Source organism: Lactobacillus sp. WILCCON 0058, assembly GCF_057198005.1.
The window spans coordinates 426,969-449,149 of record NZ_JBUBHM010000001.1 but is presented as its reverse complement, the minus strand read 5'-3'; the positions used below and the strand labels follow the sequence as shown (position 1 = coordinate 449,149).

Here is a 22,181-nt window from a genome sequence, read left to right as displayed (position 1 = left end):
TGGCTATTTGCTGAAAGTAAATTCGAAGCGCTCACCCACGTATGAAGCCCGCGTGTATTCAAAGGGCCGGCCATCGGCCAGCTTGGTGACCTGCCGGCGGGTGATCAAGGCCTCGCCCCGGCGGCAGTTGAGCAGGCGGGCCTCCTGCTCATTGGCAACAGCGGCTGAGATGTACTCAGTTGCATCCCCGATCTGGTAGCCCCCCTGCTTTTCCAAGGTCTGGTAAAGGTGGCTTGACACGTCATCCTTGGCAAAAGGCGCGATCAGGTCTTCCGGCACCGTCACGATTTCATGGCAGATCGGCACCTGGTCGGCATAGCGAATCCGCTCCATGCGCAGGACCTTGTCGCTGCCTTCCAGAGCCAGGCGTTCTTTTTCCGACAGGGAAGGCTGGGTGATCTTGTAAGAAACCAGCTTGCTGGACGGAGTCTGCCCGTTGGCCCGGGTAATTTCGGTAAAGGACATGATCCCGGACATTTTTTCCTGAACCTTCTGACTGGCCACATAGGTCCCGCTGCCCAGCCGCCTTTCCAGAATCCCCTCTTCTTCCAGGGTTTTGATGGCCTGGCGCAGGGTCATCCGCGACACCTTGAACTGCTCAGCCAGCTGTCGTTCAGCTGGAATCCGGTCCCCCACCTGGTAGACATGGTTTTCAATATCCCGGCGCAGCTGATTGTGAATTTTGATGTACATTGGTTCTTGCATCGTTTTCCCCCCCACAGAATCATCCAGCTTAGATCTTAATTAAATTTTATAGCAAAAGGCGGTCTTTAGACAAGTTTACATTTAATTCCTGTCAATTTTACCTTGCCCTGGCCAGTCTGCTTGACCAGCAGCTGTTCCTGGTCGCTCTCCAAAACATTGCCCAAGATCCCGGCTTTGTCGGCTAACCGCAAGTGGCTGCCTGCCACGTTTAAGAGGGCATCCTGCAGGCGAACCTGGCTCGCGCCGCTTAAACTAAGCCAAGTGCCTTCGCTGCAGGAAAAGTGTGGCCGGCAAAAAACAGCCTTGCCCTGGCCTTCAATTTCTCCTGCCACCAAGTGACAGTTGGTTAAGTTGCTGCTCCCGCTGACCTGCTTAAATTGCTTAAAAGTGCAGTTTTGGAAAGCGGAGGAATTGGCTTTTTCCAAAAGAGCCGTCCCCTGCAAGTCACAGTTCAAAAGGTCAGCCTGGCCATTTTTCAGAGTTAAAGACATGGTAGATTCGGTGAAGTAAAGACCGTTGTTTTTTCCCAGGCTGGTCACCTGGTCAAAAGCCGTCTGGTCAAAATGGCCTTCATAAGCCGAATTTTCCTCCAGGACAAATTCTCCCTTGATTTGAGACTGGCTGATGGCCAAGGGACCAAAGCCATCGCCGGTAAAAGCAGCCGGAGCTGCCTTGATTTCACTTCCCGAAATCTGGACATGCTGCTCTTCTCCGCCAACCAGGCGGATTTTTCCCCTAACTTGACAGGAGTAAAGTTCCAACCAAACCGGACCCAGAGTCATGAGGGCAGTACTCCCTTCTCCTTCTGGCGCTTCCAGCCGGCAGCCGCGCAGGGTCAAGTAAGGAGCATTTTCGCCTACATAAACTCTAACCAGGGCCCCGGCAATTGCCTTGGTCTTGACGGCCAGGTTTTCCAGGGTCAAATAGCGGCCAGACAGGACGACTTGACCAACCAGGACCGTCATATCTGGCGCTGTCCCCGTCCCCTTGATCACGATGTTGTTCAGCTTTTGCCCAAAAGGAATTTCATAAAAGCCGGGAGCCAGCATGAGCACGTCATCGTCTTCCAGCTGGTCTAAAGCCTGCTCCCAGGACAAGTCCCGGGGGTCCTGGCTTACTTTGATTAAGCGCATGGTGGCTCCTTTCTATTCCTTCCGTTCAGTCCACTTGATCCCCAGCAAAGAGATGTTTTCCGGATGCTCACACTTGATTTCCAGTGGCGCCCCCTGGTAGTAAAGGGCGTTGGCCACAAAGCGGGCATCATTGTCTACCAAAACCGGCCAGTTTTGCGGGTCAAATTGCAGGTTCCGCCCCTTCAATACCGCTTGGTCGACCAGGAAAATAAAGTAAGGGTAGTCGCCATTGCCCGAAAAGGTCACTAAACTCCCCTCCATGAAGCTTTTTCCTTCCAAGTTGGCCGCGGCCGCGATCTGGACATTGGACAAAAAGCTCTGGCTCTCCCCCCGGGCTTGGAAATTGTAGAGCTGACTGTTCTGCATTAGCAAGTGGCAGTGGTCTTCAATCGCCAATTGGCTTGGCATTTGGCTCTCCAGGATGTTCAGCCAGCATTCGCCCCGGGCATAAAGGCTGTAGTCCCGGTTGAGAAAGCGGCAGGCGTAGACATTGACCCAGCTCTTGCCGCCCAAGTTAAGGTTACCGATGGCTGAGTTATTGATGTTCAGTTCGATATTGCTGGAATCAAAGCTGTTGACCGTCCCCCGAATCTCGGAATTATTGATGATGGCCGTCCCGGTTCCTTCCAAAGAGATGGTCCCGAATTTTTCTGACTCATAGTCCAGCAGGCAGTCCGCCATTTCCAGGCGGAAATTAGCTTTTTCAAAAAAGGACAAGGTCCCGTTGAGCAGGCGGCAGGAGTACATCTCCACCGTGTCCTGGCCGTTGATGGAAATCGTGGTCGTCTTGCTGCCGGTCCCGGTCAAGACGCAGCCGCGCAGGATCAGGTAGCTGTTGGTCTCTTCCGGAAGATCCAGGGTGTTTACGTCCCCATAAGGTTCCAGGGTCAAGTTTTCAAAAACCACCCGGGAGCTGTTTTCACCGATGGAGAAAAAGCTGCGGATCCGGGTGTCTTCCGGGCTGGCCCCCAGGCCCTTGATGGTCACGTCTTCTAATAGCCGGCCCTGGGGCCAAACGTAATAGCCGGGCTCCAGCAGCAGATAGTCCCCCGGCTCCATGTCGAGCATGGCCCGGTGCCAGGTCACTTCACCGCCGCCGCTGCCAACTTTGATGTATTTGCTCATATCCGCCTCCTGGTCAAAAAACTAAATACTATTGTACCCGCTATACAGGCAAAATAGTTGAAGAATGCTTCTTTTTTTCGCAAAAAAGCCGTCAGTTTCTTCCTTATTGAAAGAAACTGGCAGCTTTTACCGGTTTAAAACTTGTTTTACTTAATCTTGACGTCCCAGTAGTAGGCAACAGTCCCGTAAGGAGACAGGCGGAAGCCGGTCACCTTGGACTTAAGCAGGTAGGAAACCCCGGCTTGGTAGAGCGGTGCCGCGAAAGCATCCTTTTGGATCAATTGCTTTTCAGCGGCGATCAAGCTGGCCTGCCGCTTGGCCGGCTGAGTGGCGTAAGTGCTCCTTGCCTGCTTGATTTCCTTCCAGAAAGTGCTGTTCTTGTAGTCACTTTCCAGGTTGAAGAGGCCACCGATGGTCAAGTAGTCGATCGGGTCCTGGAAGCTTGGCTGCCAAGTCCCGTATACCATGTCGAAGTTGTGCTTGGTCGTGTCAGCCAGGCGGGACTTCAGCGGAATCGACCGCAATTTAACAGTCAAGCCCGGCAGGTTCTTCATCAAGTTGCTCTGCAGGTATTCGCCCACCCGCTTAGACGCATCCATGTCACTGGTCAACAGTTCGATGGTGATCTTGGACTTGCCCAGCTGCTTTTTAGCCAAGGCCCATTCCTTTTGGGCCTGCTTCAGATTGTAAGTCATCAGCTTGCCAGCACTGGTCCGGTAGTCCTTGCCGTTTTCATCGTAGATGAAGTCGCTGGCGACCAGACCTTGGGCAGCCTTGCCGGAGTGCAGGACCGTCTTCACCAATTCCTGCTTGTTCACGCCCAGGCTGATTGCCCGGCGAACGTGGACATTGCCAGTGGTCTTGCGCTTGGTGTTAAAAACCATGTAGCCGTTGGTCGGCGTGGTCTTGGTGTGGTAGTCAGCATTCTTTTCATACTGCTTGACGTAGTCAGCATCAACTGGCGCGTAATCCAGCTGCCCGCCCTTGTAGAGGTTGAGGCCGGTAGAGGTGGTCTTGATGACCTGGACCTTGACCGCGCTCAAGCTGACTGACTTGGAATTCCAGTATGTCTTGTTCTTCTTCAAAGTCCACTTGAGGCTGGACCCATCCCACTGGCTGACGGTAAACGGCCCGTTGTAGACCAGCTTGCTGGAACTGGTCCCGTAGCTGGACCCGTACTTTTTGACGATCTTCGTGTCCTGCGGGTAGAACTGGGCCCCGGTTAAAAGGTCTGGCAGGTACTGGATCGGGTTTTCCAGGGTGACCTGCAGCTTGTACTTGCCCAAGGCCTTGATGCCCAGACTGGACACCTTCTTCTTGCCGGCTGCTACAGCCGTCCCGTTCTTGATCACTTGGTAGCTGTCGCTGTCCAAAGAATCGTTCTTGGGGTCAACCGTCCGCCGCCAGGCAGTAACGTAGTCCTGGGCAGTCACTGGGTCCCCGTTGGACCACTTGGCGTTTTTTCTAAGAGTAAAAGTATAGACCTTCTGGTCCTTGGACTTGGTCACCTTGACCGCCCCGGCCAGCTGAGCCTGCCCCTTTTTATCGAAGCGGTAGAGCCCTTCCATGGAATTCTGCAGGGTTTCAGAGCTGACGGTATCCCCGTACTTGCTGGAGTCCAGGGTGCTGATTTCGCCAGTTACAGCTGTCTTCATTACCTGCTTGGAACTGGAAGCCTGCTTGTTTTGCCCGCAGGCCGTCAAAAGCGCCGCCGTTGCTAAAAGCGTTACTGACACAATCCTCTTTTTATGCAATTTTTTGCCTCCCGAAATTTTACTTAATCTAGCCAATCTAATCTTACTTGCATTTGTACTTATCAAACTTACTAAAAGTAACCAACAACTTACTTTTCAGTATAGCAAGTTACGCAAAGAAAGTACATCATTACTTATGAAAGAAAAACATTTTCTTGAAAAGTAAGTTTTTTCATCTATTTTTAAGCATTTTCTCTTGGAAAAAATTGCTTTTCTTTTGCTCTGGCAAAAAAGAGCTCCTGACTCAGTCAGAAGCTCTTCTTTCGGGTTGGGTGTTCTTTAGAACAATTGCGTTAGCTGGATTCGAACCAGCGCATGACGGTACCAAAAACCGTTGCCTTACCACTTGGCTATAACGCAATCAATGGAGGAAAGTGGATTCGAACCACCGAACTCAGAGAGAGCGGTTTTACAGACCGCCGCGTTTAGCCACTTCGCTATTCCTCCGTCGAAGTACTCTATTATCTTAACGAAAAAACAGGGTAAGTGCAAGCTTTTTTGGTAATTTTTTTGCTTTTTAGCTTAAACTTCCAGGCGCAAGTCCTCTGCTTGGGCAAAACTCAAGCGGTCGATGAAGAGCCAGCGCATGAAGAAGCCCAAAGCGACCGGGTAAACAACGTAGAGCACCGTCAAAAGGATGATGCTCCCCCAGCCTGGCGTCATCTTTGCGTAAGCCGCCAGAGGCCCGATCAAGCCGCTGAAGCCAAAGCCAGCGGAATTAGGCGTCCCCTGCAGGTTGAAGATGGCGGCCAGAAGACCGGACAGACCAGATGAAAGCAGGACCGGAACAAAAAGCTTCGGCTTTTCCAGCATGTTGGCCATCTGGATCTTTGGCGTCCCGATGAAGTGGGCCAAGGTGGTCCCCATCCCATTGACGCTGTAACTCATGATCCCCAGAGTGTAGGCAGCCCCGGTAATGCCCAGGTTGGCGGCTCCGGAAGCAACCCCGGTCAAGCCAATCGCCACCGCGATCCCAACTGAGGAAATTGGCGACACGATCATGGCCGCAAAGGACATCCCGATCAAAACGCCCATCAGGAGCGGCTGCAGCTTGGTGAAGGCCATGACGATCATGCCAATGAAGGTGGTCACGGTCTTAACGTATGGCAGAATTAGGAGACCAACCCCGCCGCCAACGACCAAGACGATGATTGGCAAAAGAATCGTGGTGTAGGAACCCAGTTTGTTGCCAATCAATTTGATCAAGAGGATGGCCAGGGTGATCGTCAAACCGATGTTGATGACGTCACCAGTCCCGGCCACCATAATCAAGCTGTTTTTAAAAGTAACCGCGCCAGAACCGATCATGGCCGCGGCAGCGACAGAACACATCTGGATCATGTTCATCTGGAAGAGGTAGGCAGCGCAGAAGCCAGCCATGGCGGCCAGCAGGCTCTGGGTAAAAGTCGTGATATTGATGACCGTCTGGGCAAAAGTTGGTGCCACGCCCAAGAGGGCCTTCATCAGTTGGCCTAAAAGCGCGGCCGGCACCAGGGCGGCAATAACCCCGAGCCCGATTCCGTTTAAAATATTCAATGTGCCTTGCTTAAGGCAGTTTGTTTCTTTACTTTCCGTCATTCTTATTTTCCTCGACAAATTTCTTGATTCTGCTTACGCCTTCTTTGATTTCGTCCAGTGCTGTCGCGTAGGAGAAGCGGAGCCAGCCCTGCCCGCCCTTGGCAAACCAGGAACCAGCACAGACCCCGACATGGGCCTGGTCAGCCAACTCGTAAACGAATTCCGTGTCCTTTTGGTTAAGACCGGCCGGAATCTTGGCCCAGATGTAGAAGGCACCCTGCGGCTTGATCACTTCAAAGCCGATTTCCGTTAAAGCCTGGTAGAGGTAGTCCCGGCGCTCTTTGAAGGCCGCCTTCATTTCCCGGGCATCCCGGTCCCCGTTTTTAAAAGCTTCCTCAGCCGCGTCCTGCATTGGGGTCGGTTCAGTCGTGGTGATGAACTGGTGAACCTTGGCCAGCTGGTCAGTAATTTCCTGGGGAGCAGCCATGATCCCGATCCGGTAGCCAGTCATGGCCCAGGACTTGGAGACCCCGTTTAAAACGATGGCCTGGCTTCTAAGGGACTTGGCCATTGATGCGTGCTCTTGCTCGTAATTCAGTTCACTGTAGATTTCGTCGCAGAGGACAAAAGTTGGCCGGTCCTTGATCACTGCCGCCAAAGCATCCAGTTCTTCCTGGCTGTACATGACCCCGGTCGGGTTGGTCGGGTAGTTCATAACCAGAATCCGGAGGCGGTCGCCGTATTCGTCAACGGCTGCCTGCAGCTGGTCTGGCGTCAATTTAAAGCCGGTCTTGGAAGTGTCGATCTGGACAACTTCCGCTTTTTCCAAGGCCGCGTCGGCAATATATAAAGGAAAGATTGGGGTTGGCAGGACCATCACGTCGCCTGGGTTGATGATGGCAGACATGACCGTGTAGATGGCTTCTGTTGCCCCGTTGGTGGCAATGATTTCGCTTGGCTCATAGTGCATGTCGTAATGCCGGGCCAGGAAGTCAGCCGCGGCTTTTCTGAGGCCAGGCGTCCCGTTTGAAGGCGCGTAGTGGGAGTGGTTGTCCACGATCCCCTTGATGGCAGCCGTCTTGATATGGTCTGGGGTGTTGAAGTCCGGTTCACCGACCGTGAACTTGACGATGTCCGGGTACTGACTCGTATATTTAGCAAAATTCAGAATAGCTGAAGACTTTACTTCCGCTACCCCCTGCTTAAAGTGCTTAGTTAAATCAACCATGGTGTCCTCCTTGGCTACCGTAAAAATAAAAAAATCGCGGATCAGATGATCCACGATTACCAAAGTCTGCTAATGCGCGTGTTCTTGAAACCGCCGGATCCTGATTCCTGCCGTTTCAAAAAATGCTGAGAAAACTCTTATTATTGAAACTGCAGATGCATGTTCTTGCTTGAAGACTTGCATCCGCAGATGCAAGCTAGTTCCAGTAATAAAAGCTAAAGAATTTCGCGTTCTTGCTGATTAAAGCGTTCATGATTCTTGTCCTCTCTCAACATTTGATGCTTTAACTATATCTTAAAGATAAATTAAAGTCAAGTACGATGTGTTAATTTTCTTCCCAATTTTCAGGATTGGCCAACAGGTCCTGCATGGCCTGCAGGAGGTCGCGGCCAACCGTGATGGTGCCGGGCTTAAGGAAGTAGCTCAAGGAAATTTCTTCTTCCAGCTGGCCCAGCAGCTTTTGCATTTTCTCCACTTCTTCTTCTTTTCCAGCCATCTGCTGCCTCTTTTCTTAAAAAAATCCGCCTACAAAAGTTCTTTTCCATTTTACCAGATTTTTGCCTTGCATTTTTGAGAGCGCAAAAAAGGCCAAGCCTTCCAGCCTGGCCTAACTTATTGCGTTAGCTGGATTCGAACCAGCGCATGACGGTACCAAAAACCGTTGCCTTACCACTTGGCTATAACGCAATCTTACTTGTGAGCTGATCGCTCAACAAATAATATATTACCTAATTTCCCAGCTTTGGTCAACAGTTTTCGGCAACTTTTTTCTAAAAAAACTTTTTCCTTAAACCCGGGCCGGCAGGTCAAGCTGGCTTTCAGCCAAGACCTTGCCCTCCAAGGCACGCAAGAATTCATTGTAGTAATAAGGCTCTTCCAGGTCCAGCTTCTCGCTTAAAGCGTAAACCCGGAAGCGGTAGTCGTGGTCCTTGTCCGGCGGAGTCGGCCCGATATAGCCCGTATGTACTTCTTCTGGATCATTCAAAAAGCGGGAAACGGTACTGTTGTAGCCCTGGGGAGTATCCGTCGTCCGGCTGAAGTCAGCTGGAATTTCGCTGGCTGCTGGCACATCGCTGGCCAGCCAGTGGATCCAGGCAAAGCCACAGACCGGAATGGAATCATAATCGACCAAGGACCAGGCCAGGTACTTGGTCCCTTCCGGCAAGTCCGTCAGGGTAAACGGAAAAGACACTACCGGGTTGCCAGCTTCTTTAACGCTGGCATACTTGGCATATTCGTCGGGCAAATAGCCCTTGTTCAATTTCACTTGAATTTGCATGGTCAAACCTGCTTTCTTTACTCAAGACTTGTTATTATCATCTTCATTTTAACATTTTTTCTGTTAAACTAATTAACAGTGTCTTTTATAGGAGTTTTAGTATGTCACGTTATAAAATTCAAGCTTTTCTCTTTGTCTTCGTGGCCTTCATGCTCGGCTGCAATGAATATATGATCGTCGGTGTTTTGCCGGATATTTCCCGGGAAATAAATGCCTCACTCAGCAGCTTAGGCTACCTGGTTACCGTATTTGCCCTGGTTTATGCCATCGCTACGCCCATAGTTACTTCCCTAACCAAGTATTTCAAGCGCCACCAGCTCCTCTTCTTTTTGATGGGCGTCTTCTTCATCGGCAACACCTGGACGGCATTGTCCCACAGCTATATCAGCCTGCTTTTGTCCAGAATCCTGTCTGCCACTACGGCCGGGGCAATTATTTCCCTGATCCTGGTTATCGCCAATTTCGTGGCGCCCTTGGAAAAAAGAGCCTCGCTTCTGTCCTGGATTTTTGCCGGCTTCTCGATTGCTTCCATCATCGGCCTGCCGATTGGTACCTTCATCTCAACCACTTTTTCCTGGCATGCCAGTTTCTGGATGATCTCAGTTCTGACACTTGTAACCTTCGTCCTTTTACTGGTATTCGTGCCCCGGGATACCCCGCAGAGCCAGTCCAGCAAGGGCAATAAGCAGTTTGCCATCCTGGGCAACCGGCAGATCCAGCTGACCCTCTTGGCCATCGTCCTGGTCTGCGCGGCCCAGTATACCTACTATACTTATATCAGGTCCTTGATCACCGACTACATGCATTTTCCAAAGAGCTGGCTGAACATCTTGCTCTTGCTGCTGGGCTTGGCCTTTATCGCCGGCAACAAGACTGGGGGCTTTCTGGCCGACCATGGCGGAATCAAGCGCCTGCCATTGGTTTTCGGCATCCAGACCGTCCTGCTCTTCCTCTTGGCGCCGCTTTTGCCGCTGTCCTGGCTGGCCTTCCTATGCATCGTCGGCATCTGCTGCCTCAACAGCATGTACGGGTCTTCCACCCAGGTTTATTTCCTGGACCTGGCCGCGGCTGAATATCCAGAGTCAATTGACTTTGCCTCCAGCTTCAACTCGATTTTTGCCAATATCGGCATTTCCCTGGGCTCCTTTACAGCTGCACAAGCGGCAGGCTTGACTGGTATTTCCAGCACCCCCTACTTTGGCGGTGTCTACAGCTTACTCAGCTGCCTTCTGATGATCCTGGTTTGCCGGCAATTAGCTGCTAAGAAGTAAAGAAAAACAGAATAGAGAATAAAATAGAGATAGAAAACAAAAACTCGCCTCACAGCGAGTTTTTTAGTCGAATAAAGTTTGCCAGTCAGAGTTACGTTGGGCAGCAAAGCACATCTTGACCTGTTCAGTCGAGTTCTTGTTTTCCGCCAGAGGCGGCAGGTCAGCTTCCTTAAACCAAGCTGCCTGGCTGGTTTCGGAGTTGGCTTTGAATTCCCCGCCCAGGGACTGGCAGAGATAATAGATGTCGGTAATTCCGTAAGGGTGGATGGAGCCATGGTGCTTAAAGTGATCTTGAACAGCAATAATTTTGACCGGTTTAACAGTTAAGCCGGACTCTTCCCGGCACTCCTTGACGCAGTTGTCAGCTGGGGACTGGTCGACGTCACACCAGCCGCCGGGCAGGGACCAGTGCCCTTCTTTTTCTTGGACCAGGAGAATCTGGTCATCCTTGAAGATGGCTGCCCTGGTCGCGATCTTCGGAGTCTGATAGCCAATTTCATTGCAAAAGAGCTCCTTGACCTTGTCATAATTGACCTCACTTTTTTCCGCTAGCATTTCCGCGGCAATTTCCCGCAAGCGGCTGTAGCGCTCCGTGTCAAAAACATCCTTGCTGTAGGCCAGGCCGGTCTGCCCGATCGCTTGGATTTCCATGGCCCAGTCAATTAATTTGTCGCCTTTTTTCATCATGCCCTCTTTTCCTTCTGCTGTAATTGTTTCTGCCTTAATTATAGTCAAAGGGAAAAATTTTTGCGCAAAAAAGCAGATCCGGAGATCTGCTTTCTTGACTATCTTTAATCTTGATTATTTGACGTAGGCTTCCTTGAAGTCCCAGTTGCCCCGGTTGTAGACCGCCTTCTTAACACTGGTCCGGACCAGCATGACGCTGGTTGAGTAGTAGAGCGGGCAGATGCCGGCATCGTTTAAGAGGATATCTTCAGCCTTGCTCATGTCGCTCCAGCGCTGGCTAGTAGACGTGGTGGTCTTGGAGTCAGCAATCAGCTTGTCGTATTCGCTGTTTGACCATTGCCCGTCGTTTTGGCTGTTGCCAGTCGTGAACAGGTCCAGGAAGGAGATCGGGTCAGCGAAGTCGGCGATCCAGTCGATCAGCCCCAGCTGGAAGTTGTGGCTGGCCAGGCGGTTCAGCAGGGTCTTAAACGGAACGCTGTTGACTTCCACCTTGACCTGCGGCAGGGTCGCTTCAATGTTGGACTGAATTGATTCAGCCGTCTTCTTGGCACTGTCCGTGTCGCTGGAGATCAAGGTCAGCTTGATCTTGCTCTTGCCCAGTTCAGCCAAGCCCTTGGCCAGGTACTGCTTGGCCAGCTTCTTGTTGCCGTCCTTCGGGTAGAGGCTCTTGGCGCTGCTGGAGATCAAGCTGGTGTAGTCTTTGCCGTTGACCTTGGTCAAGTCCTTGGAAGTCAAGGTGTTGGCCGGCTGGCTGGCCCCGCCGTCGATGGTAGAAACCAGGCCCCCGCGGTCAATTGCCAGTGACAGGGCCTTGCGGATGTTGGCATTCTTAACGTATTCGTTGCCGCTCTTGCCCTGGCCGAATTCCATGTAGTAGGTCCCGCCTTGTGGCAGCAAGGTGAAGGCCTTGTCGCTCTTCAGCTGCTTGATTTGTGAGGAGTCAAGGGAAGTAGCGTCCAGCTTCTTAGCCTGGTAGAGGTTGTAGGAGGTCGTGGTTGACTTCTGCACGCTCCAGTTGATCTGGCTCAGCTTGACCTTGCTCTTGTCCCAGTAGTACTTGTTCTTGACCATCTTCCAAGACAGGTTGGACCCGGTCCAGCCCTTCTGGATGTAAGGACCGTTGTAGACCAGGTACTTGGAAGCTGTCCCGTACTTGGAGCCATACTTCTTGACGGCTTTTTCATTTTGCGGGAAGAAGACCGCGAAGCCCATCAGCTTGTTGAAGTATGGGATCCGCCGTTCCAGGGTCACGACCAGCTTGTACTTGCCAACCGCTTTGATCCCCAGGCTCGTTGCCGGCTTCTTGCCAGCTACGATCTTGTCAGCATTCTTGATGCCTGAGAAAAGGTATGAATATTCTGATTCAGTCTTCGGGTTGACCGTCCGCCGCCAGGAGTAGACAAAGTCCTGGGCCGTCACCGGGTCCCCGTTGGACCACTTGTCGTTCTTTCTCAAGGTGAAGGTGTAAGTTTTACCGTCTTTGGAAACTTTTTCAGAGGTTGCCAGGCCCGGAGTAATTTTTGAGTCCTTGCCCAGGCGGTAGAGGCCTTCAAAGGTGTTGGAGATCTGGGTAAAGGAAACCGAGTCGGTCGCCTTTGACAGGTCCATGGTCGGAATTTCAGCACTAGCTGACCAATTCAGAGTCTTTTTGGCGGATGAACTTGCCTTTGAAGAACCACATGCCGTTAATGCGAGTGCCGCCAGACAGACGCAAGCTGCTTGACCTAAGTTTTTCGGAATTTTCATTGTCTTGTCCCCTGCTTTCACATCTTTATCATCACGGGTCACTTTTTAAGCTTGCATTCATTGTATTTTCATTTTGTAGCATATGCAAGGACTTGTACTTTATTCCGGGAAACTCTTCATTTTGGAAATTTTCTGTCGGGGACTGATTTACTTTATTCAGTTGGTCTAGACTTTTGCTTAATTTTCTTATGTGGATAAGTTGGGGAGAAAAATTGGTCTGCTTATGGGAGAAAAACAAAAAAGCGCCGTTCCCTGCGGAACAACGCTTTTTGAAGGCAAAACGTAATCGTAAGATTAACGCTTTGAGAATTGTGAAGCCTTGCGGGCCTTCTTCAGACCTGGCTTCTTTCTTTCCTTCATTCTTGGGTCACGAGTCAAGAAGCCAGCCTTCTTCAGTGGACCACGGAAGTCTGGGTCTACTTCAAGAAGGGCACGGGCGATACCATGACGGATCGCACCGGCTTGACCTGAGAAACCACCACCGTTAACGTTAACGATAACGTCGTATTGGCCTTCAGTTTCAGTCAAAGTCAAAGGTTGCTTAAGGTCCTTAACCAAGATTGGCAATGGAATGTAGTCAGCAACATCCTTGTTGTTAACAGTGATCTTACCATCGCCTGGTACTAAACGAACGCGAGCTACGGCGTCCTTACGACGACCAGTACCTGCATATGCAGCTTGTTGTGCCATCTAAACTACCTCCTAGATCAAATTGTTAATGTCTAACTTTTCAGGCTTTTGCGCTTCGTGCTTGTGTTCTTCACCAGCATAAACGTGCATCTTCAAGAATTCTTGGTGGCCAAGAGTGTTCTTTGGAAGCATACCCTTAACTGACAATTCAACCAATTTAACAGGGTTCTTGGCAAGCAATTCGCCAGCTGATACAGACTTCAAGCCGCCACGGTATTCTGAGTGGTGGTAGTAGATCTTGTCAGTTGCCTTCTTACCAGTCAGCTTCAACTTAGAAGCGTTAACGATGATGACATTGTCACCAGTGTCAACGTTTGGGGTAAATTGAGGCTTGTTCTTACCTCTAAGGATAGTAGCAACAGCAGTTGAAAGACGACCCAATGAAACATCAGTAGCGTCAATCAAGTACCACTTACGTTCAATTTCACTAGTCTTTGCTAATGGTGTAGTACGCAATGTAAATTCCTCCGTTTAATTCGTAGTTTGAATACAATAAGTTTCCGGGGCCTATCGTGGACAAACATACTCTTATATCATATGTCCTAAATACCAAAATGTCAATTATAAATCAAGGTCGAGCCGATATTTTCTTGGTACTTCCTCGTAAAAGACATGATAGAGGTACAAGCCACTGGCCTGGGCGGTCTGCTGGACCTCCAGCCGGTTCTTGGCCGCGATCACCCGCTTTAAGTCGTGAACCGGCCGGCGACCATTGCCGATCTCCAGCAAGGTGGCCACCAGGATCCGGACCATGTTGTACAAAAAGCCGGTCGCGATAAAGTCCATGATCACTTCGTTGTTTTCTTCATCCAGGGCCACGTTGACATAGTACATGTCCCGGACTTTGTCCTCAATTTGCCCGCCGCTGGCCGCGAAACTGGTAAAATCATGCCGGCCCAGGAGGTCCTTGGCGGCTTCTTGCATCTTATCCACATCCACCGGATATGGATAATGGCCGGTGTAAAAACGCTTGAAGGGGTTCACGAAGCTGTCCAGGCTGACCCGGTAGCGGTACCACTTCCCCTTGACGGAAAAGCGGGAGTGGAAATCTTTATCCACAATTTCACAGTCGGTAAAAACCATATCCATCGGCAGCTGGGAATTTAGGGCCTTGATCATGTTGGCCGCCGGAATTTCCCGGCCTGGATAGTCAAAATGAATTACCTGCCCGACTGAGTGGACTCCGGCATCAGTCCGGCCTGACCCAAAGACCCGGACTTCCTGGCCCTTGGTCATCCGCTTGAGGATCTCCTCTACCGTCCCTTGGATCGTTCTTTGCCCCGGCTGGGACTGGAAACCATGAAAGTCATGGCCGTCATAGGACAATGTCAATTTGTATCTGCTCGTCATCAATGCATCCTTGTCGTGATCATCAAAATTGTCAACAGCAGGCAGTAAACAGCCGGAATTAGGTCCACCTTGCTCCATTCCAGAATCCGGTAGCGGGTCCGGCCATCACTGCCCTTGTAGCCCCGGGATTCCATGGCTGTGGACAAGTCCAGGGCCACTTCCAAAGAATCGATAAAAAGCGGCACCAGCATCGGGACCACTGACTTGGCCCGCTTGACCAGGCCGCCGTCGTTAAAGTCGGCGCCCCGGGACCGCTGGGCATTCATGATCTTGACCGTCTGGTCAAACAAGGTCGGCACGAAGCGCAGGGCGATCGAAATCACCAGACTGATCATGCCCACGTTGACCTTGAAGAGCTTGAGCGGCGTCAGCATCCATTCCATGGCATCCGCGATTTCCAGGGGCTTGGTCGTCACCGTCATCACTGTTGACACCAAAATGATCATGGCAAAACGGATGAAGACGTACAAGCCATTGATCAAGCCTTCGCTGGACAGGGTAAATATCCACCAGTGCCAGTAGACTTTTCCACCGGCCATGAAGAAGGTCTGCAGAAGGGAGGTAAAAACAATCAGCCAGATCATTGGCTTGACCCCGTCCCAAAAGACTCTGGCCTTCAGTCCCGTCGCGAAAACGCAGGCCAGGCCAAAGATGCTGATCACCAGATAGCTGACCCAGTTGTTGGCCAGGAAGATCATGATGATAAAGTAAAAAGTCGTCAGCAACTTGGCCCGCGGGTCTACCCGGTAGACAAAGGTCGTACCCGGCAGGTAGCGGCCGATAATAATCTTACTCATGCTCTCCCCCCTTCAAGCTTTGGCTGATCGCATCCGCTAGTTCCGGCATGGTCAAAGGCTGGCCCGGCAGCTTTAAGCCGGCTGCCTCAAGTTTTGCGGCAAAACGGGCGCTGCGAGGTTCAGCCAGGTGGTGCTTTTGGAGCCATTCACTGTCTTTAAAAACTTCCTTAGGGCTGGCATGCTTGATTAGGCGCCCATGTTCTAAAACCAGGACGTCGTCGGCGTAATCAGCCACGTCATCCATGTTGTGGGTTACCAAAATAACCGTATGACCCGCTGCCTGGTAATCCTTAAACAGCTGCATCATTTCCAGCCGCCCCATTGGATCCAGCCCAGCTGCCGGCTCATCTAAACAGATGATATCCGGCTCGTAGGCCAAAACCCCAGCCAGGGCCACCCGCCGCATCTGCCCGCCAGATAAGTCAAATGGCGAATGATCAATCAAGTCGTCTTTCAGACCCACCTTTTTAAGCCATTTTAAGGCCGCCTCACGGGCCTCATCTTCACTGAAGCCAAAGTTCCTTGGCCCATACTCAACGTCCTTTAGAACCGTGTTTTCGAAGAGTTGAGCCTCAGGGAACTGAAAGGCCAGGCTCACCTTGCGGCGCAGGTCCTTCAAGCCCTTATTGCCAGTCTCGGGGGTAATAGTATAGCCCGCGATTTCGATCTTGCCGCTGGTGGGCTTGAGCAGCGCGTTAAAGTGCTGCATCAAGGTCGACTTGCCGCTGCCCGTGTGGCCGACCAAAGCGATGAACTTCCCCTCTTCCAGGCTGAAATTCAGCTGGTCCAGGCCGATAGCTTCCAGCGGTGAGCCGGGGCTGTAGACGTAACTTACATTTTCGAATTTAATTGCCATAAGCTCTGAACCAACTTTTCCTCATCATCAATTTCATCCGGGAGCTCAATGTCCCGTTCCTTCAACAGCTGCTTGAGCCGGTAGACAAAGGGAATGTCCAGGCCGATCCGCTCCAGCATCTCCACCTTGGAAAAAATTTCCTCCGGCTTGCCCTGGTCCAGCAGCTGGCCATCGTCTAAGACCAAAACCTGGTCAGCCCCTGCTGCTTCTTCCAGGTCGTGGGTGATGGAAATAACCGTCAAGTCATTGTCTTCTTTGATCTTCCGGACCAGGTTCAAGATCTGCTCCTTGCCTTCCGGGTCCAGCATGGAGGTCGATTCATCCAGGATGATGACCTGGGGTTTGACCGCCAGGATGCCGGCGATCGCTACGCGCTGTTTCTGCCCCCCTGAGAGGTTGCTGGGCTCGCTGTCAGCATAATCAGCCATACCGACGTCAGCGACCGCCTGAGCGACGATTTTCAGCATTTCTGGCCGGGGGACAGCCCGGTTTTCCAAGCCAAAAGCGACATCGTCACTGACCGTGGCTCCGACAAACTGATTGTCAGGATTCTGGAAGACGATACCGACCTTTTCTCGAACGTCCCAAACAGTGTCAGCCCCCAGTTTGACCCCGTCAACCATAATGGTGGACTTATCCAAATCATCTGGTGCCAACAGGCCATTGATCAATTTAGAAACCGTCGACTTGCCGCTGCCGTTATGGCCGATCAAAGCCGTCCAGCTTCCCCGCTCAATCGCGAAAGAAAGGTCAGACACCGCTGGCCGCGGGCTGTCCGGGTAAGTAAAAGTCACATGGTCGAAAGAAATAATATTGTCGCTCATCGCGTCACCACCTATTTGCTCATTTCCTTCTATTGTATCAAGTGACGGAAAAAAAGCGAAAAAAAAATCATCCATGAAGAGGGATGATATCGAACCATCTAAGCTAGACTAAGGTTTCCCCATCATCATCGCGCTTATTCTCGCTTTCATGAATAATTTCAAAAAGTATTAAATTTGCAGCTTGAGAATTAAACCAATTCCAAAACTACCATAGGAGCTGCGTCACCCTTACGAGGAACTGCCAGCTTCATGATCCGGGTGTAACCACCGTTACGGTCCTTGTAACGAGGAGCTACGTCGCTGAAGAGCTTTTGAAGTGCTGACTTAACAACTACTTCGTCGCCTTCTTCGTGGATATCAGCGATTTCGTTACGTACAAAAGCAGCAGCCTTTCTTCTTGCAGCCAAGTCACCGCGCTTGCCCAAAGTGATCATCTTTTCAGCAGTGCGACGTACTTCCTTAGCGCGAGCTTCAGTAGTGACGATGCGTTCGTTAATGATCAATTGGGTAGTCATTTCACGGAGCATAGCTTTTCTTTGACTACTGTCCCAACCTAATTTACGGTATGACATTAATGTGCCTCCTTTATTACAGACTAGTCTTCTTGACGAAGTGAAAGACCCAGGTCTGCCAATTTATTCTTAACTTCTTCCAATGATTTACGTCCCAGGTTGCGTACCCGCATCATTTCTGCTTCTGACTTAACAGTCAAGTCTTGCAGGGTGTTGATGCCAGCCCGCTTCAAGCAGTTGTATGAACGAACTGAAAGGTCCAGGTCCTCGATAGTCATTTCGAGCTTCTTTTCCTTTTGGTCGTTCTCCTGTTCTACCATAACTTCGCCGATTTCGGCAGCAGCGTCAGCTGATTCGAAGGCCTTGAAGTGTTCTACCAGAACACGAGCGGCAAAGTTGAGGGCGTCATTCGGAGCGATTGAACCATTTGTCCAAATTTCCAGGGTAAGCTTGTCAAAGTCTTCTCTCTTACCAACCCGGGTTGATTCAACTTGGTAGTTGACCTTTTCGATTGGTGAGAAAAGTGAGTCAACTGGAATGTCGCCGATAGACATTTCAGCAGTCTTGTTTTCGCTGGCTGGTACGTAGCCCCGGCCGTTGCAGACATCAATCCACATGTGCAGGTGGCCACCTTGAGCGATGGTACAAATGTATTGGTCAGGATTCAAGACTTCAACATCAGCATCAGCCTTTAAATCTTCAGCAGTTACCGTAGCTGGACCTTCAACGTCGAGTTCGATCGTCTTTACTTCTTCAGTGTAGGCTCTGAGTTCAAGCTTCTTCAGGTTCAAGATGATCTTGGTTACGTCTTCTTTAACACCGGGAACAGTAGTGAATTCGTGCAAGACACCATCGATCTTCACCTTCACCAAACCGGTCCCTGGAACAGAAGTCAGCAAAACCCGACGCAGTGAATTACCTAAGGTAGTACCAAACCCACGCTCCAGCGGTTCAACGACAAACTTACCGTAACTGTCTTCTTGATCCACGACGGTAATATTTGGTTTTTTAAATTCAATCATTACTGGGCCCCTTTCAAAACGCACGTCTCAAAGTAAGATTTTATTAAACACGACGACGCTTTGGTGGTCTAGAACCGTTGTGAGGTACTGGAGTAACGTCACGGATTGAAGTGATTTCCAGACCAGCAGCTTGCAGAGCACGGATTGCTGATTCACGACCAGAACCTGGGCCCTTAACTGATACTTCGATGTGGTTCATACCTTGGTCAATTGCGCTCTTAGCAGCAGCTTCAGCAGCCATTTGCGCAGCAAATGGAGTAGACTTACGGCTACCCTTGAAACCCAAAGCACCAGCTGAAGACCAGGCAACGGCGTTACCTTGAACGTCAGTAATCATAACTAAAGTGTTGTTAAACGTTGAGTGAATGTGAGCCACGCCACTTTCAACGTGCTTCTTCACACGACGCTTACGAGCAGTTTTCTTTGCAGGCATCAATAAACCTCCTTATATTATTTTTTGGATTAACGGCTTCTCTTAGCACCCTTGCGAGTACGTGCGTTGTTCTTGGTGTTTTGACCACGAACTGGAAGACCGCGACGGTGACGGATACCACGGTATGAACCGATATCAACAAGACGCTTAATGTTCATGCTTACTTCACGACGCAAGTCACCTTCAACACGGTACTTGTCGACTTCTGCACGAAGCTTTTCTTGTTGTTCTGGGGTCAAGTCCTTTGAACGAACGTCTTCAGATACACCGGCTGCTGCACAGATTTCTTGTGCAGTGTGTTCACCGATACCGTAAATGTAAGTTAAAGCGATAACAACTCTTTTATCTCTTGGTAAGTCAACACCAGCGATACGTGCCATAGAATGCACCTCCTACTTTCTAAAATTAACCTTGACGTTGCTTGTGCTTTGGATTTGCAGGGCAAATAACCATAACACGACCATGTCTCTTAATGACCTTGCAATGTTCGCACATTGGCTTAACAGATGGTCTAACCTTCATGTTTGCCTCCGTTTTTATTTAATAAACCGATACGTAATTCTACCTTTAGTCAAGTCGTATGGAGACAGCTCCACAGTAACCCGGTCGCCAGGCAGGATCCGAATGTAGTGCATTCTGATCTTGCCGGAAACGTGGGCCAAAATAGTGGCACCGTTTTCCAATTCGACTTTAAACATAGCATTAGGTAAGGTATCAACTACCTTACCTTCTACTTCAATGACATCATCTTTTGCCAAAGTTGCCCCTCCGCAATCAAAACAGTCATACTTCGAAATTATAACACGTTCGAAAAAAATTGCAAATTCTTTCGGCTAATCCTTGCTCAAGATAGCGTCAATATCTGCAAAAACTTTTTCAGGTGCTTGTTCGCCGTTTACAGTAGCGAGCAAGCCCTTCTTGTCATAGTACTCCTTCAATGGAGCGTTCATCTTTTCGTTAACTTCCAGCCGGTTCTTGACAACTTCAGGCTTGTCGTCTTCACGTTGATAGAACTCGTGGCCGCCGCAGCGGTCGCAAGTCCCTTCGACCTTAGGCTTCTTTGAGAACTTGTTGTAAGTTGCGCCGCAATTCTTGCACATGAACCGTGCAGATAAACGATCGATTAAAGTCTCTTCCTTGACATCGATTGCGATGACGTTGGTCAGCTGCTTGTTCAAGCGGGTAGTGATTTCGTCGAGCAATTCTGCCTGGTTGGTCGTTCTCGGGAAACCGTCAAGAATGAAGCCATTCTTAACGTCGTCTTGACCGAGACGTTCTTCAACCAACTTAGCAGTTACTTCGTCTGGAACCAAATCGCCCTTGTCGATGTAAGACTTGGCTTCCAAGCCTACTGGAGTCTTGTTAGCCATAGCTTCTCTAAACATATCACCGGTTGAAATGTGAGCCAAGTGATACTTGTCAACGATTTGTTCAGATGCAGTACCCTTGCCTGCGCCTGGCAGACCAAGAAGAATCAAATTAATCATGTTTTTTTCACCTATCTAATAAATCCGGCATATTCACGCTTCATCAACAAACCGTTGATTTGCCGTGACAATTCCAGAACAACCCCGATAACGATCAATAAACTGGTCCCACCCAAGCCAATTGAACTTGGCAGGTCCCAGATGTTGGTTGCAAGCTGTGGAAGCAAAGCAACCAAACCCAGATATACGGACCCGACCGTTGAAAGCTTCAGCAACATTGAACTCATATATTTCTCAGTGTCCTTACCTGGCCACACGCTAGGAATATATGCACCCTGCTTTTGTAAGTTTTCCGCCAGCTTCTCAGGATTTACCTGAACGAAGGCATAGAAGAAAGTAAATAGAATGATCAAAAGGGTGTAGATAATTGCCCCAGGAGTCGTCTGCAAGCTAAAGATATTCGATAAGACCTGATACCAAGTCGTGTCGCCGTACTTGCCTTGGAAAGCCATCAAAATCGTGGCTGGCGTAACGATGAACGAACTGGCGAAGATAACTGGAATAACGCCGGAGACGTTAACCTTTAATGGTAGAAAACTTTCTGATCCACTGGTCGTCGCTCTTCTCGTATATTGGATAGGAATACGACGATCAGCTTGTTCAACCCAGGTAACGAATTTCGTTACCAATAAAATTGCGACAATAAGCGCAACGAAGAACGCAACCCCTTGCCAGCGATCACTTGCACTGTTGTTGATCACCTGATCTTGGAAGACTTGGTAAAGTCCGCCTGGCAGGCGGGCAATGATCCCAGCAAAGATAATTACTGAAACCCCATTGCCTAAACCCTTGTCGGTAATTTCATCACCCAGCCAAGTTAACAGGAAGGTACCGGCTGTCATGATCATACCGATTTCGAAGTAGGTTTGCCAAGTTTGAGTCTTAACCAGACCGAAGGAAGACAAGGCGTTAAAACCTAATGTAATCCCCACACTCTGGACAAAAGCAACAAACAGCGTTAAATACCGGGTAACCTGATTGGTTTTGCGCCGGCCAACTTCCCCTTGCTTGCCCCATTCGACAAGCGTTGGTACGATGTCCATCTGCAACAGTTGGATAACGATTTGCGCGGTGATGTATGGCGATACCCCCAAAGAAAAGATGGAGTAGTTGTCCAAGCCACCACCGGAAACCGTATCTAACACGGAAACAAGTCCCGTATTAGCAACAGTCGTCAGAGCCTTCGCATTTATCCCCGGAACTGTAATATTTGCACCGAGTCGGTAAATTACAAGGATAAACAAAGTATAGAAAAGCTTATTTCTAATTTCCTTATCCTTGAAGGCGTTCTTCAAGGTTGAAAACATTAGATCACCTCTACAGTGCCACCAGCTGCTTCGATCGCGCTCTTAGCAGCTTCTGAAACCTTGTTAACCTTTACAGTCAACTTAACGTTCAATTCGCCGTTGCCAAGTACCTTGACACCTGACAATTGCTTCTTAACCAAGCCCTTAGCCTTCAAAGCTTCGAAGTCAACTACGCTGCCTTCTTCGAACTTGTTCAAATCTGCAAGGTTAACGATTGCGTATTCCTTACGGTTGATGTTCTTGAAACCACGCTTAGGCATAGTTCTGAACAATGGCATTTGACCACCTTCAAAACCTAAGCGGGTGTTACCGCCGGAACGTGCGTGTTGACCCTTTTGACCACGACCTGAAGTCTTACCGAAGCCACTTGAAGTACCACGGCCGACACGCTTTCTAGCGTGGCGTGAACCTTCGGATGGGTGTAATTCATTAAGTTTCATTAAATTGGACCCTCCTT

At 50.1% G+C, this 22,181-nt stretch carries 26 protein-coding genes and 3 tRNA genes; 1 reads left to right on the top strand and 28 read right to left on the bottom strand.

What is annotated here, in order from left to right:
- Nucleotides 1-3: 3 nt before the first annotated feature.
- The 11 genes from ACYVUU_RS02220 to ACYVUU_RS02170 form a co-directional block, all read right to left on the bottom strand.
- Nucleotides 4-705 carry a GntR family transcriptional regulator gene (locus ACYVUU_RS02220; RefSeq protein WP_002878105.1) on the bottom strand — a complete coding sequence of 234 codons (702 nt, stop codon included), beginning with the start codon at nt 703-705 and terminating at the stop codon, nt 4-6.
- Between the two features lie 65 nt (nt 706-770).
- The gene (locus tag ACYVUU_RS02215) at nt 771-1,838 is read right to left on the bottom strand and encodes a hypothetical protein (protein ID WP_484499811.1); all 1,068 of its coding nucleotides are present in this window, start codon (nt 1,836-1,838) and stop codon (nt 771-773) included.
- A gap of 12 nt (nt 1,839-1,850) precedes the next feature.
- Nucleotides 1,851-2,963, bottom strand: coding sequence for a phage tail protein (locus ACYVUU_RS02210; protein ID WP_484499810.1), 1,113 nt, complete (start codon nt 2,961-2,963; stop codon nt 1,851-1,853).
- Nucleotides 2,964-3,109: 146 nt separating this feature from the next.
- On the bottom strand, nt 3,110-4,717 hold the full coding sequence (locus tag ACYVUU_RS02205) for a peptide ABC transporter substrate-binding protein (protein ID WP_439776353.1): 1,608 nt from the start codon (nt 4,715-4,717) through the stop codon (nt 3,110-3,112).
- 288 nt (nt 4,718-5,005) lie between these two features.
- Nucleotides 5,006-5,077: transfer RNA gene (locus ACYVUU_RS02200), tRNA-Gln, on the bottom strand.
- A 5-nt stretch (nt 5,078-5,082) separates the two neighbouring features.
- Nucleotides 5,083-5,164, bottom strand: a tRNA-Tyr gene (locus ACYVUU_RS02195).
- Nucleotides 5,165-5,239: 75 nt separating this feature from the next.
- Entirely contained in the window at nt 5,240-6,295 is a 1,056-nt protein-coding gene (locus ACYVUU_RS02190; protein ID WP_484499809.1) for a PTS sugar transporter subunit IIC, read from the bottom strand.
- Nucleotides 6,282-7,463 carry an aminotransferase class I/II-fold pyridoxal phosphate-dependent enzyme gene (locus tag ACYVUU_RS02185; RefSeq protein ID WP_484499808.1) on the bottom strand — a complete coding sequence of 394 codons (1,182 nt, stop codon included), beginning with the start codon at nt 7,461-7,463 and terminating at the stop codon, nt 6,282-6,284. The genes ACYVUU_RS02190 and ACYVUU_RS02185 overlap by 14 nt, the downstream gene beginning before the upstream one ends.
- Nucleotides 7,464-7,788: 325 nt before the next feature.
- Nucleotides 7,789-7,959: a hypothetical protein gene (locus ACYVUU_RS02180; protein WP_439775501.1), complete on the bottom strand. Its 171-nt coding sequence runs from the start codon at nt 7,957-7,959 to the stop codon at nt 7,789-7,791.
- 119 nt (nt 7,960-8,078) lie between these two features.
- Nucleotides 8,079-8,150, bottom strand: a tRNA-Gln gene (locus tag ACYVUU_RS02175).
- A gap of 100 nt (nt 8,151-8,250) precedes the next feature.
- On the bottom strand, nt 8,251-8,742 hold the full coding sequence (locus tag ACYVUU_RS02170; protein ID WP_439775500.1) for a YbhB/YbcL family Raf kinase inhibitor-like protein: 492 nt from the start codon (nt 8,740-8,742) through the stop codon (nt 8,251-8,253).
- 101 nt (nt 8,743-8,843) lie between these two features.
- On the opposite strand from ACYVUU_RS02170, the gene ACYVUU_RS02165 reads away from it, so the two are divergent.
- Complete coding sequence (locus tag ACYVUU_RS02165; RefSeq protein ID WP_439775499.1) at nt 8,844-10,013, top strand: MFS transporter; 1,170 nt, start codon at nt 8,844-8,846, stop codon at nt 10,011-10,013.
- A 63-nt stretch (nt 10,014-10,076) separates the two neighbouring features.
- On the opposite strand, the gene ACYVUU_RS02160 is transcribed toward ACYVUU_RS02165, so the two are convergent.
- From ACYVUU_RS02160 to rplO, 17 genes are all read right to left on the bottom strand, one after another.
- On the bottom strand, nt 10,077-10,700 hold the full coding sequence (locus tag ACYVUU_RS02160; protein WP_439775498.1) for an NUDIX hydrolase N-terminal domain-containing protein: 624 nt from the start codon (nt 10,698-10,700) through the stop codon (nt 10,077-10,079).
- Nucleotides 10,701-10,814: 114 nt separating this feature from the next.
- On the bottom strand, nt 10,815-12,446 hold the full coding sequence (locus tag ACYVUU_RS02155; protein WP_484499807.1) for a peptide ABC transporter substrate-binding protein: 1,632 nt from the start codon (nt 12,444-12,446) through the stop codon (nt 10,815-10,817).
- A gap of 294 nt (nt 12,447-12,740) precedes the next feature.
- The gene (gene rpsI / locus ACYVUU_RS02150; protein ID WP_154546862.1) at nt 12,741-13,136 is read right to left on the bottom strand and encodes a 30S ribosomal protein S9; all 396 of its coding nucleotides are present in this window, start codon (nt 13,134-13,136) and stop codon (nt 12,741-12,743) included.
- A gap of 12 nt (nt 13,137-13,148) precedes the next feature.
- On the bottom strand, nt 13,149-13,592 hold the full coding sequence (gene rplM, locus ACYVUU_RS02145; protein ID WP_003613334.1) for a 50S ribosomal protein L13: 444 nt from the start codon (nt 13,590-13,592) through the stop codon (nt 13,149-13,151).
- Between the two features lie 105 nt (nt 13,593-13,697).
- The gene (gene truA, locus ACYVUU_RS02140; protein ID WP_439776242.1) at nt 13,698-14,486 is read right to left on the bottom strand and encodes a tRNA pseudouridine(38-40) synthase TruA; all 789 of its coding nucleotides are present in this window, start codon (nt 14,484-14,486) and stop codon (nt 13,698-13,700) included.
- Entirely contained in the window at nt 14,486-15,283 is a 798-nt protein-coding gene (locus tag ACYVUU_RS02135; protein WP_484499806.1) for an energy-coupling factor transporter transmembrane component T family protein, read from the bottom strand. The genes truA and ACYVUU_RS02135 overlap by 1 nt, the downstream gene beginning before the upstream one ends.
- The gene (locus ACYVUU_RS02130) at nt 15,276-16,139 is read right to left on the bottom strand and encodes an energy-coupling factor transporter ATPase (RefSeq protein ID WP_484499805.1); all 864 of its coding nucleotides are present in this window, start codon (nt 16,137-16,139) and stop codon (nt 15,276-15,278) included. Before ACYVUU_RS02130 ends, ACYVUU_RS02135 begins: the two co-directional genes overlap by 8 nt.
- Nucleotides 16,115-16,963 carry an energy-coupling factor ABC transporter ATP-binding protein gene (locus ACYVUU_RS02125; RefSeq protein ID WP_484499803.1) on the bottom strand — a complete coding sequence of 283 codons (849 nt, stop codon included), beginning with the start codon at nt 16,961-16,963 and terminating at the stop codon, nt 16,115-16,117. Before ACYVUU_RS02125 ends, ACYVUU_RS02130 begins: the two co-directional genes overlap by 25 nt.
- A gap of 188 nt (nt 16,964-17,151) precedes the next feature.
- Nucleotides 17,152-17,535 (bottom strand): 50S ribosomal protein L17, encoded by a 384-nt coding sequence (rplQ, locus tag ACYVUU_RS02120; protein ID WP_002878136.1) that lies wholly within the window; start codon nt 17,533-17,535, stop codon nt 17,152-17,154.
- Between the two features lie 23 nt (nt 17,536-17,558).
- Nucleotides 17,559-18,497, bottom strand: coding sequence for a DNA-directed RNA polymerase subunit alpha (locus ACYVUU_RS02115; protein WP_270447288.1), 939 nt, complete (start codon nt 18,495-18,497; stop codon nt 17,559-17,561).
- Between the two features lie 43 nt (nt 18,498-18,540).
- The gene (gene rpsK / locus ACYVUU_RS02110; RefSeq protein ID WP_201330222.1) at nt 18,541-18,930 is read right to left on the bottom strand and encodes a 30S ribosomal protein S11; all 390 of its coding nucleotides are present in this window, start codon (nt 18,928-18,930) and stop codon (nt 18,541-18,543) included.
- 29 nt (nt 18,931-18,959) lie between these two features.
- On the bottom strand, nt 18,960-19,310 hold the full coding sequence (rpsM, locus tag ACYVUU_RS02105; protein WP_003613363.1) for a 30S ribosomal protein S13: 351 nt from the start codon (nt 19,308-19,310) through the stop codon (nt 18,960-18,962).
- Nucleotides 19,311-19,335: 25 nt separating this feature from the next.
- Nucleotides 19,336-19,452, bottom strand: coding sequence for a 50S ribosomal protein L36 (gene rpmJ / locus ACYVUU_RS02100; RefSeq protein WP_002878160.1), 117 nt, complete (start codon nt 19,450-19,452; stop codon nt 19,336-19,338).
- 14 nt (nt 19,453-19,466) lie between these two features.
- Nucleotides 19,467-19,688, bottom strand: a complete 222-nt coding sequence (gene infA / locus ACYVUU_RS02095; RefSeq protein WP_002878178.1) for a translation initiation factor IF-1 — start codon at nt 19,686-19,688, stop codon at nt 19,467-19,469.
- Between the two features lie 75 nt (nt 19,689-19,763).
- Nucleotides 19,764-20,417 carry an adenylate kinase gene (locus ACYVUU_RS02090; RefSeq protein ID WP_002878179.1) on the bottom strand — a complete coding sequence of 218 codons (654 nt, stop codon included), beginning with the start codon at nt 20,415-20,417 and terminating at the stop codon, nt 19,764-19,766.
- A gap of 11 nt (nt 20,418-20,428) precedes the next feature.
- A complete protein-coding gene (secY, locus tag ACYVUU_RS02085; protein WP_003620853.1) occupies nt 20,429-21,724 on the bottom strand; it encodes a preprotein translocase subunit SecY in 1,296 nt (431 codons plus the stop codon).
- The gene (rplO, locus tag ACYVUU_RS02080; RefSeq protein WP_296227863.1) at nt 21,724-22,164 is read right to left on the bottom strand and encodes a 50S ribosomal protein L15; all 441 of its coding nucleotides are present in this window, start codon (nt 22,162-22,164) and stop codon (nt 21,724-21,726) included. The genes secY and rplO overlap by 1 nt, the downstream gene beginning before the upstream one ends.
- Between the last annotated feature and the right edge of the window lie 17 nt (nt 22,165-22,181).

Coding starts and splice junctions, on each gene's coding strand:
- ACYVUU_RS02220 (WP_002878105.1), bottom strand. CDS start 705: ATGCAAGAACCAATGTACATCAAAATTCACAATCAGCTGCGCCGGGAT.
- ACYVUU_RS02215 (WP_484499811.1), bottom strand. CDS start 1,838: ATGCGCTTAATCAAAGTAAGCCAGGACCCCCGGGACTTGTCCTGGGAG.
- ACYVUU_RS02210 (WP_484499810.1), bottom strand. CDS start 2,963: ATGAGCAAATACATCAAAGTTGGCAGCGGCGGCGGTGAAGTGACCTGG.
- ACYVUU_RS02190 (WP_484499809.1), bottom strand. CDS start 6,295: ATGACGGAAAGTAAAGAAACAAACTGCCTTAAGCAAGGCACATTGAAT.
- ACYVUU_RS02185 (WP_484499808.1), bottom strand. CDS start 7,463: ATGGTTGATTTAACTAAGCACTTTAAGCAGGGGGTAGCGGAAGTAAAG.
- ACYVUU_RS02180 (WP_439775501.1), bottom strand. CDS start 7,959: ATGGCTGGAAAAGAAGAAGAAGTGGAGAAAATGCAAAAGCTGCTGGGC.
- ACYVUU_RS02170 (WP_439775500.1), bottom strand. CDS start 8,742: ATGCAAATTCAAGTGAAATTGAACAAGGGCTATTTGCCCGACGAATAT.
- ACYVUU_RS02165 (WP_439775499.1), top strand. CDS start 8,844: ATGTCACGTTATAAAATTCAAGCTTTTCTCTTTGTCTTCGTGGCCTTC.
- ACYVUU_RS02160 (WP_439775498.1), bottom strand. CDS start 10,700: ATGATGAAAAAAGGCGACAAATTAATTGACTGGGCCATGGAAATCCAA.
- ACYVUU_RS02155 (WP_484499807.1), bottom strand. CDS start 12,446: ATGAAAATTCCGAAAAACTTAGGTCAAGCAGCTTGCGTCTGTCTGGCG.
- rpsI (WP_154546862.1), bottom strand. CDS start 13,136: ATGGCACAACAAGCTGCATATGCAGGTACTGGTCGTCGTAAGGACGCC.
- truA (WP_439776242.1), bottom strand. CDS start 14,486: ATGACGAGCAGATACAAATTGACATTGTCCTATGACGGCCATGACTTT.
- ACYVUU_RS02135 (WP_484499806.1), bottom strand. CDS start 15,283: ATGAGTAAGATTATTATCGGCCGCTACCTGCCGGGTACGACCTTTGTC.
- ACYVUU_RS02130 (WP_484499805.1), bottom strand. CDS start 16,139: ATGGCAATTAAATTCGAAAATGTAAGTTACGTCTACAGCCCCGGCTCA.
- ACYVUU_RS02125 (WP_484499803.1), bottom strand. CDS start 16,963: ATGAGCGACAATATTATTTCTTTCGACCATGTGACTTTTACTTACCCG.
- rplQ (WP_002878136.1), bottom strand. CDS start 17,535: ATGTCATACCGTAAATTAGGTTGGGACAGTAGTCAAAGAAAAGCTATG.
- ACYVUU_RS02115 (WP_270447288.1), bottom strand. CDS start 18,497: ATGATTGAATTTAAAAAACCAAATATTACCGTCGTGGATCAAGAAGAC.
- rpsK (WP_201330222.1), bottom strand. CDS start 18,930: ATGCCTGCAAAGAAAACTGCTCGTAAGCGTCGTGTGAAGAAGCACGTT.
- rpsM (WP_003613363.1), bottom strand. CDS start 19,310: ATGGCACGTATCGCTGGTGTTGACTTACCAAGAGATAAAAGAGTTGTT.
- rpmJ (WP_002878160.1), bottom strand. CDS start 19,452: ATGAAGGTTAGACCATCTGTTAAGCCAATGTGCGAACATTGCAAGGTC.
- ACYVUU_RS02090 (WP_002878179.1), bottom strand. CDS start 20,417: ATGATTAATTTGATTCTTCTTGGTCTGCCAGGCGCAGGCAAGGGTACT.
- secY (WP_003620853.1), bottom strand. CDS start 21,724: ATGTTTTCAACCTTGAAGAACGCCTTCAAGGATAAGGAAATTAGAAAT.
- rplO (WP_296227863.1), bottom strand. CDS start 22,164: ATGAAACTTAATGAATTACACCCATCCGAAGGTTCACGCCACGCTAGA.